The following is a 7,723-nucleotide window of genomic DNA, read 5'->3' on the forward strand; positions in this document are numbered from 1 at the left end:
ACCCGGCCCGGTGTGCCACGCACCCCGAGCCGATCGAACGGGTCGTCGGCCGGACCGGAGGTCTCGGATACGAGGGCAACCCGGTCGAGACGGCACGTGCCTTCCGGGACGGCTGGTACCGGACCGGCGACGTGGGCGAGCAGACGGAATCCGGCGAGTACCGCGTGCTGGGCCGGGTCGCCGACGTCCTGGCCACCACGTCCGGGCGACCGATCTTCGCACCTCAGCTCGAAGGCGCGCTGGAAGCCGACGCGGCGGTGCGTGAGGCGGCGGTCGTGCCCCCGTCGGCGGCGGATGACGGGGCGGCTCCGCTGGTGGTGGTGACGCCGGCAGACGGAGCCCGGGCGGCGGACGTCGCCACCGCGGCGCGCCGCCTCCTGCGCGAGCACGGTGTGGCTGACCGGGTACGGGTGGTCGACGAGCTTCCGCACACCCCGGTCGGAAAGCTCGACAAACCAACAATCCTGCGACGGTGGGGCTGAGCAGCTCCTGGATACTCCACCGCCGACGGGGTCGGGCTCGACTACTGCTGCTTGTCGGGCGTGGCCGGGCGGGCGCGGACGTGCAACCGCTCCCCCTGCGGGCCGAAGAGACTGAGGGCTTCGGCGGTGCCGGGGCCGGGGTTGAAGAACAGGTGCGGGACGCGGGTGTCGAACTCGGCCACCTCCCCCGGGGCCAGCGTCAGATCACGATCACCGAGCAGCAGGCGTAGCCGGCCGGAGAGCACGTAGAGCCACTCGTACCCCTCGTGGGCCTGCGGGATTCGGCCCCCGGCGGACGGGTCGGGCGGGAAGATCTGCTTGAACGCCTGGACGCCGCCCGGCCGGCGGGTCAGCGGCAGGTACGTCACGCCGTGGATGACGATCGGTTTGGGGCGTACCCGGGGGTCGCTGGTGGCGGGGGCGTCGACCAGGTCGTCCAGCGCCACCTGGTAGGCCCTCGCCAGCGGAAGCAGTAATTCCAGGGTGGCGCGACGGCTACCGGACTCCAGCCGGGACAGGGTGCTCACCGAGATGCCGGTCAGCTCGGCGAGCTGGGTCAGCGTGGTCCCACGTTGGTGACGCAGGGCACGCAGCCGGGGGCCGACGGCCGCCAGCGCGGCGTTGTCCTCGTTTGCCATAACGGCAAGGATAGTTGCCGCTTTGCCGACGGCGACGGATGGTGGTCGCAGCCGACAGAGCAAGAGGGAGATACCGGTGGACGAGACATACGACGTGGTGGTGGTGGGCGGCGGCGCCGCAGGGCTCAGCGGAGCTCTGGCGCTGAGCCGGGCCCGACGGTCGGTACTGGTGATCGACTCCGGTGAGCCCCGCAACGCGCCGGCCGACCGGGTGCACAACTACCTGGGCCGGGAGGGGACGCCGCCGGGCGAGCTGCTCGCCATCGGACGGGCCGAGGTGTCCGGGTACGGCGGACAGTTCCGCACCGGACGGGTGCAGGCCGCGACCCGGGACGACGACGGGTTCCGGCTCAGCCTGGACGGCGGGGATTCGGTACGGGCCCGCCGGCTGCTGGTGACCACCGGTCTGACCGACGAACTGCCCGACGTGCCCGGCCTCGCCCAGCGATGGGGTCGCGACGTGCTGCACTGCCCGTACTGCCACGGCTGGGAGGTTCGGGACCGCCGGATCGGCGTCCTGGCGACCAGCCCGCTGAGCGTGCACCAGGCCGAGATGTGGCGACAGTGGAGCCCCAGCGTGCTGCTCCTCCTGCACGACGCGCCGGCACCCGACGCGGAGACCGCCGAGCGGCTCGCCGCCCGCAGCATCGCGGTGGTGCCCGGACCGGTCGCCGCCGTGGAGGTGACCGACGACGCGCTGACCGGTGTACGGCTCGCCGACGGCCGGGTGGTGGCGCTCGACGCGATCGTCGTGGCGACGCGGCTGACTCCCCGCGCCGACGTGCTGGTGGGGTTGGGTCTGGCCCCGGAGGAGGTGACGATGGGCGAGCACGTCATCGGCGCCCAGATCCCGACCGACGCCACCGGCGCGACCACCGTCGCGGGTGTCTGGGTCGCGGGCAACGTGGCCGACATCCGCGGTCAGGTGATCACGTCCGCCGGGGCCGGCCTGACCGCGGCGGCGGCGATCAACGCCGACCTCATCGCCGAGGAGACCCGCGACGCGGTGGCCGCGTACCGGCAGTTGGTGGCCACGACGTTCGAAGAACCGGCGTGGGAGGAGCGCTACCAGTCCCGCCCCTCGGTCTGGAGTGGCCGGCCGAACCCGCAACTGGTCGCCGAGGTCACCGACCTGACCCCGGGGCGCGCCCTGGACGTGGGCAGCGGCGAGGGTGCCGACGCGGTGTGGCTGGCCGGGCGCGGCTGGCAGGTGACAGCGGTGGACATCTCCACCACGGCGTTGAGCCGGGCCGCCGCGCACGCCGAGACCGCGGGCGTGCGCGACCGGATCGAGTTCACCCACGCCGACCTACGGGACAAGCCGCCCACCGAGGAGGCGTACGACCTGGTGTCCGCGCAGTTCATGCACCTGCCGCCGCAAGAGCGGCGGGAGTTGTTCGGCCGGCTGGCCGCCGCGGTGGCACCCGGCGGGGTCCTGCTGATCGTCGGGCACCACCCCTCGGATCTGTGGGGGTCGGCGCACCGGATGCACATGCCGGACATGATGTACACCGCGCAGGACGTGGCCGCCGATCTGGAACCCGCCCACTGGGAGGTGCTGGCGGCCGAGGAACGCTCCCGCCTCGCCACCAATCAGAACGGTGAGGACATCACCCTCCACGACGCGGTCCTGGTCGCCCGCCGACGCTGACCCCGCGCGCGCGTCGCCGTGCGGTCACCACGTCGACCTGCGTCGATCATGGAGTGATGCTGGATGACAAAGGGTGGTGGAGCCCCACCTTTGCCGCAGCACGAGTCCATGGTCGGCGCGGGAACGGGGGAACGCGGGACGGCAACGTGAGAGGTGGTGGGGCAGGACTTCGCATGAGGTCGGGTCAGCGGTAGCGTTGCGCCACACTGACGGCCCGTGGGGCAGGCGACCGCCGACCCTGACGCCCCGATCGTACGGAGGATGGTGCATGTCCATCGGCGCTGAGCCGCACGCAGCACGCGACGATGCGGCCTCCCGGCCGAGCTTCGAGCTCGCCCTTCGCGGATACGACAAACGCCAGGTGGACCGGCACCTGGAGCAGCTCGACGGCCAGATCGCGATGCTGAGCGGAGAGCACGGGCGCTCCGCCGTCCGCGTCCGTGAACTGACCGCCGAGGTGCAGCGACTGCGCGCCGAACTGGCCGAGCTTCAGGAGCAACCTGTGCAGGTGGACCGCGCTTCGTTCCACGATCTGGGCCCGATGGTCGGCGAGATCATGGCGCTCGCCGAGAAGCAGGCTGGCATCATCACCGAGTCGGCCACCGACCGGGCCAACGAGCTGCGCAGCGAGTCCGAGCGGATCCTCGCCGACACCCGTGAGCGGGCCGCGCAGGCACGTCAGGACCTGTCGGAGGAGCTGGCCACGCGGCGGGCCGAGCAGGAGCAGGCGCACGAGGAGCGGCGCGCCCACGCCGAGGCCGAGTTGACAGCGATCCGCGAGCACGCCGAGCAGTTGCGGGCCGACGGCGAGGCCGCGCACGAGCGCGCCCAGCACGAGGCCAAGCGGATCACCGAGCAGAGCGCGCAGCAGCTCAACCAGACCAGGGTCGCCGCCGACGCGCTGATGAAGTCGGCCCGTACCCAGATCCAGCAGGAACTCCAGTCGGCCCGCTCCAAGCACCAGCAGGAGATGGCCCAGTGGCAGGCCAGCGTGGAGCGAGAGGTCAACGAACGGCGTACCGCCGCCGAGCAGGACATCGCCGAACAGCAGGCCGCCGCCGAGCAGGAGCTGGCCGAGCAGCGCAGCGCGACCGAGCAGCAGATAGCCGCGCTGCTCGCCGAGGCGCAGCAGCACGTGACCGAGCTGCGCAACCGCGCCGACGAGCAGGCCGCCAGCCATCAGCAGCAGCTCGCCGCCCTGCAGAAGGAGCTTGAGGAGCGCCGGCAGGAGGCCGCCGACCTGAACGCGGAGCTGGACACCGGCCGTCAGCAGCTCGCCGAGATCCGCCAGGAGGGCGAGACGCTGGAGAACGAGCTGTCCCGGATGCAGCAGCGACTCAGTGAGGTCCGTCGGGACCTGACCGCCGAAAGCGCCCGGTTGGACGAGGCCCGGCGAGCCGGCGACTCCGCCGAGCGGCACGCCAAGGAGGTCCGCGCCCGCGTACAGCGGGAGGCGAAGCGGGTGGCCGACCTCGCCGCCGCCGCGGTCATGGCCGCGGCAGCCGGCGGTACGGAGACCGCCGAGTACCCGATGGTGGGCTCCCGCTCCAGCGCCGACCGACCCGCCCCGGAGCGCGTCGAGCGGCTCACCGTCGACCGGTACTCCGCGGAGCGCCCGACCGTGGACGATGCGGACACCGATCGCGCCACCGCCGACCGCGCCCCGCTCGACGCCGCACCTGCCGATCGGGGCTCGGCCGAGAACGGCTACGCCGACCTGGCCCCGGTGGACCGGGCCAGTGGCGACCAGGCCCCGGCCGAGCACGCGAACGGGGAGCGGGCACCGGTGGAGCAGGCAGACGACGCGCATGCCGGCGCTGCGGCGGTCGCGGAGGAGTCGGGGACGTCCGACCGTACGGCGGCCCGGGAGGTCAGCGCCGACGACGCCGAGCGGACTTTCCCCCGGCACATCGGCACTGACGCACCCACGCCCGTGCCGTTCCTGGCCTTCGGGCAGCCGGTCAGCGAGAACGGCGCCGCCCGACACTGACCTCAGCCGCAGTCGCACCCGGGCCCGGAGCGGATCCGCGCGGGCCCGGGCCGAGCGTCCGGCCGCCGGTCGACGACCCAGCCACTCACGAGGGAGATCGAGTGAGAGCCGGGGCGAACCAGCGCGAAGCTCACGGACGATGGCTGACCAGCGGTGATCAAGTGATGAAAAGTAGGTCTTCGAACCTCCTACGACCTACTTTCCATCACCTGATCAAGGAACGGGTGATGGCTCGGGCGGATTCTGCGAGGAACCGGGTCGCCTCGCAGGTCGGAGCTGGCAGGCTGGGCTGGCCGCCGCGCACCAGCGGTGGCCGCCGGCCCCGCCGGTGACCGAGAGGAGCGCCCGGTGACCAACCAACCGGAGGAGTTCGACCTGCTCGTCGTCGGTGGCGGCAAGGCCGGCAAGACGTTGAGCATGGACGTGGCCCGATCCGGTCAGCGGGTCGCGATGGTCGAGCGCGGCATGATCGGCGGCAGTTGCATCAACGTCGCGTGCATCCCGACGAAGGCGCTGGTGACCAGCGCGCGGGCCGCCCGCCAGCTGCGGGACGCGTCGGCGCTCGGTCTGTCTGTGGAGGGCGGCCGGGTCGACATCGACCTGTTGCGCGCGCACAAGCAGGACGTGGTGGAGGGGATGGTCGCCGCCAACCGGCAGCAGTTCCTCGACTCCGGTCTGCACCTGGTGATCGGCGAGGCCCGGTTCGTCGGCCCACGAACCGTACGGGTGGCACTCGCCGACGGCGGCGAGCGACTGTTGCGCGGCAGCGACGTGGTGATCAACACGGGCACCCGCCCCCATCTGCCTTCGGTGCCCGGGATGGCCGAGGCCGGGGTGCTCACCAGCGACGAGTTGCTGCGCCTGGACCGGCTGCCGGCCCGGCTGGTGGTGCTCGGCGGCGGCACCGTCGGGGTGGAGTTCGCGCAGATGTTCGCGTTGTTCGGCAGCGCGGTGACAGTGGTCGAGGGTGGTCCACGGCTGCTCACCCGCGAGGACCCCGACGTCAGCGACGCGGTGATGCGCGTCTTCCTCGACGATGGCATCGACGTACGGGTGGGTGTGGCCGTCGCGCGCGTCGACCGGGAGGCCGACGGATCGCTCCGGGTGACGCTGGACGACGGCAGCGTGGTGATCGGGGACGACGTGCTGGTGGCGGCCGGGCGGGAACCGGTCACCGACGGGCTCGGGCTGGACGTGGCCGGCGTACGGCTCAGCGAGCGGGGCTTCGTGGACGTCGACGAGCACCTGCGTACCAGCGCCGAGCGCACCTGGGCGGCCGGGGACGTCGCCGGGAGCCCGCAGTTCACCCACGTCTCGTTGGACGACTACCGGATCATCCGGGCGAACCTCGCGGGAGGCCAACGCAGCACCGCCGACCGGCTGATCCCGTACACCGTCTTCACCACCCCGGAACTGGCGCGGGTCGGCCTGACCGAGACCGAGGCGCGCCGCGCCGGGTACGACATCCAGGTCGCCCACCTGCCGGTCGCCGCCATCCCCCGGGCACGCACCCTGCGCCAGACCCAGGGCATGTGGAAGGCGGTCATCGACACCAGCAGCGACCGGATCCTCGGTGCGTCGTTGCTCGGTGCCGAGGCCGGTGAGGTGATCACCTCGGTGCAGCTGGCCATGCTCGCCGGAATGCCGTGGACCGCCCTGCGGGACGCGGTCATCACCCACCCGACCATGACCGAGGGTCTCAACCTGCTCTTCGCCTCGCTGGTGTCCAGCCCGGTCCGCTGAGCGCCGCGGGGCCCGCCCAGGCGACCGCTACCCGGCGATCTCGTCGCGTACCCGTTGTTGGAAGGCGCGGGCCTGCGCCCCGGTGGGCGGCGGCCCACCGTGGCGTGCGGCGACCGCCTGACGGATCACCTCGGCCCGGTCGTCGGCGTCGATCAGCCGCTGGCCGGCGGCCACCTTCGCCAACCAGACGCCGTCGCGGTGGCGCACCAGTGACCGGCAGGCGCCGAGTACGGCGTCCTCCGTGCCGGGCGCGGGTTGGTCGGCCGGCGGGGTGGGCAGGGCGAGCCACCAGGACAGCGCCTCGATGAGCAGCCGGCGCAGGTCGGCCGGGGCGAGGTCGGCGAAGGCCTCCCCCGCCGGTGGCCCGAGCAGTGGGAGTCCACTCTGGTGCAGGATGCTGCGGTCGAGGCCGTACCAGAATCGGCCGTCGGTGACCGGGCGGTCGGCGGGGTCGAGGGTGCGGCGGAACGGCATGGCGGCCCCGGTGTTCAGTTCAACCTCGAAACCGGGGTCGGGGGTGCCGGAGGCGGCAACCGCGCGGTCGTAGACGACCAACTCCAGCCCGCGTGCGGGGCAGGGCAGCGTGTCGTGCCGCAGCCGGGCGACCAACGTCTGCTTGACGGTGCGGGTGAGCGGCCCGGCGCTGAGCAGCGCCACGTCCACGTCGCTGCGGCCGGGCTGGTACGCCCCGAGCCCCACCGAGCCGGCCGCGTACGCGCCGAAAAGGTCGGCGCCGAGCACGTCCCGGGCGGTGTTGACGAGGTCGTCGAGGTAGCGCTGAAGATCGGAGTCCACGGGCCATGATGGCGCACGGGTCGGAGCCGGGTGGGATCACCCCGCGTAGAGCAGCAGCAGACCGGCGACGGTGTAGGCGACCATCAGTGCCAGCAGGGGTAGTTGGCCGGCCACCGCCCGGGCCCGGGGGAACAGGTACAGCGCGCGGTCGTGGGCGAGCAGCGTGCCGAGCAGGTGCCCGAGGATGATGACGGTGATCTGGACGCTCGCCACCCCGGAGGGCGTGATCAGCGCGGTCTGCGGCTCCCAGCCGGCGGTGCCGAGCCAGTTGGCGCCGGTGCCCAGGGGGTCGGAGAGCAACGCGACGGTGCGCTGGCCCTCCAGGATCAGCAGCGAGTAGTAGTGCGCCACCACGTACCCCACCGCGATCGGGACGATGGAGTGGGCGATCTCGCCCGGCACCTGACGGGCATCGGTCGCTTCG

General features: G+C 72.7%; 6 protein-coding genes and 1 pseudogene. 4 read left to right on the top strand and 3 right to left on the bottom strand.

Annotation, left to right across the window (positions count from 1 at the left end):
- On the top strand, positions 1-482 hold a 482-nt coding region (locus tag ABZ749_RS24510), incomplete at its 5' end, for a class I adenylate-forming enzyme family protein (protein WP_357231634.1).
- A gap of 41 nt (positions 483-523) precedes the next feature.
- Here ABZ749_RS24510 and ABZ749_RS24515 read toward each other — a convergent pair.
- On the bottom strand, positions 524-1,120 hold the full coding sequence (locus tag ABZ749_RS24515) for a helix-turn-helix domain-containing protein (RefSeq protein ID WP_357231637.1): 597 nt from the start codon (positions 1,118-1,120) through the stop codon (positions 524-526).
- A 76-nt stretch (positions 1,121-1,196) separates the two neighbouring features.
- Between ABZ749_RS24515 and ABZ749_RS24520 the strand changes: the two genes are divergently transcribed.
- The 3 genes from ABZ749_RS24520 (at position 1,197) to ABZ749_RS24530 (ending at position 6,504) form a co-directional block, all read left to right on the top strand.
- Complete coding sequence (locus tag ABZ749_RS24520; protein WP_357231640.1) at positions 1,197-2,771, top strand: bifunctional NAD(P)/FAD-dependent oxidoreductase/class I SAM-dependent methyltransferase; 1,575 nt, start codon at positions 1,197-1,199, stop codon at positions 2,769-2,771.
- Between the two features lie 268 nt (positions 2,772-3,039).
- Positions 3,040-4,761 carry a hypothetical protein gene (locus tag ABZ749_RS24525; protein WP_357231643.1) on the top strand — a complete coding sequence of 574 codons (1,722 nt, stop codon included), beginning with the start codon at positions 3,040-3,042 and terminating at the stop codon, positions 4,759-4,761.
- Positions 4,762-5,109: 348 nt separating this feature from the next.
- On the top strand, positions 5,110-6,504 hold the full coding sequence (locus ABZ749_RS24530; protein WP_357231646.1) for an FAD-dependent oxidoreductase: 1,395 nt from the start codon (positions 5,110-5,112) through the stop codon (positions 6,502-6,504).
- A gap of 27 nt (positions 6,505-6,531) precedes the next feature.
- Here the strand turns inward: ABZ749_RS24530 and ABZ749_RS24535 are convergent, their stop codons facing one another.
- Positions 6,532-7,299, bottom strand: a complete 768-nt coding sequence (locus tag ABZ749_RS24535) for a nucleotidyltransferase domain-containing protein (RefSeq protein WP_357231649.1) — start codon at positions 7,297-7,299, stop codon at positions 6,532-6,534.
- A 36-nt stretch (positions 7,300-7,335) separates the two neighbouring features.
- Positions 7,336-7,723, bottom strand: a pseudogene (locus ABZ749_RS24540) (hypothetical protein); the annotation flags it as partial.

This window comes from Micromonospora sp. NPDC047753 (assembly GCF_040642735.1).
In the GTDB taxonomy this organism is placed as follows: domain Bacteria; phylum Actinomycetota; class Actinomycetes; order Mycobacteriales; family Micromonosporaceae; genus Micromonospora.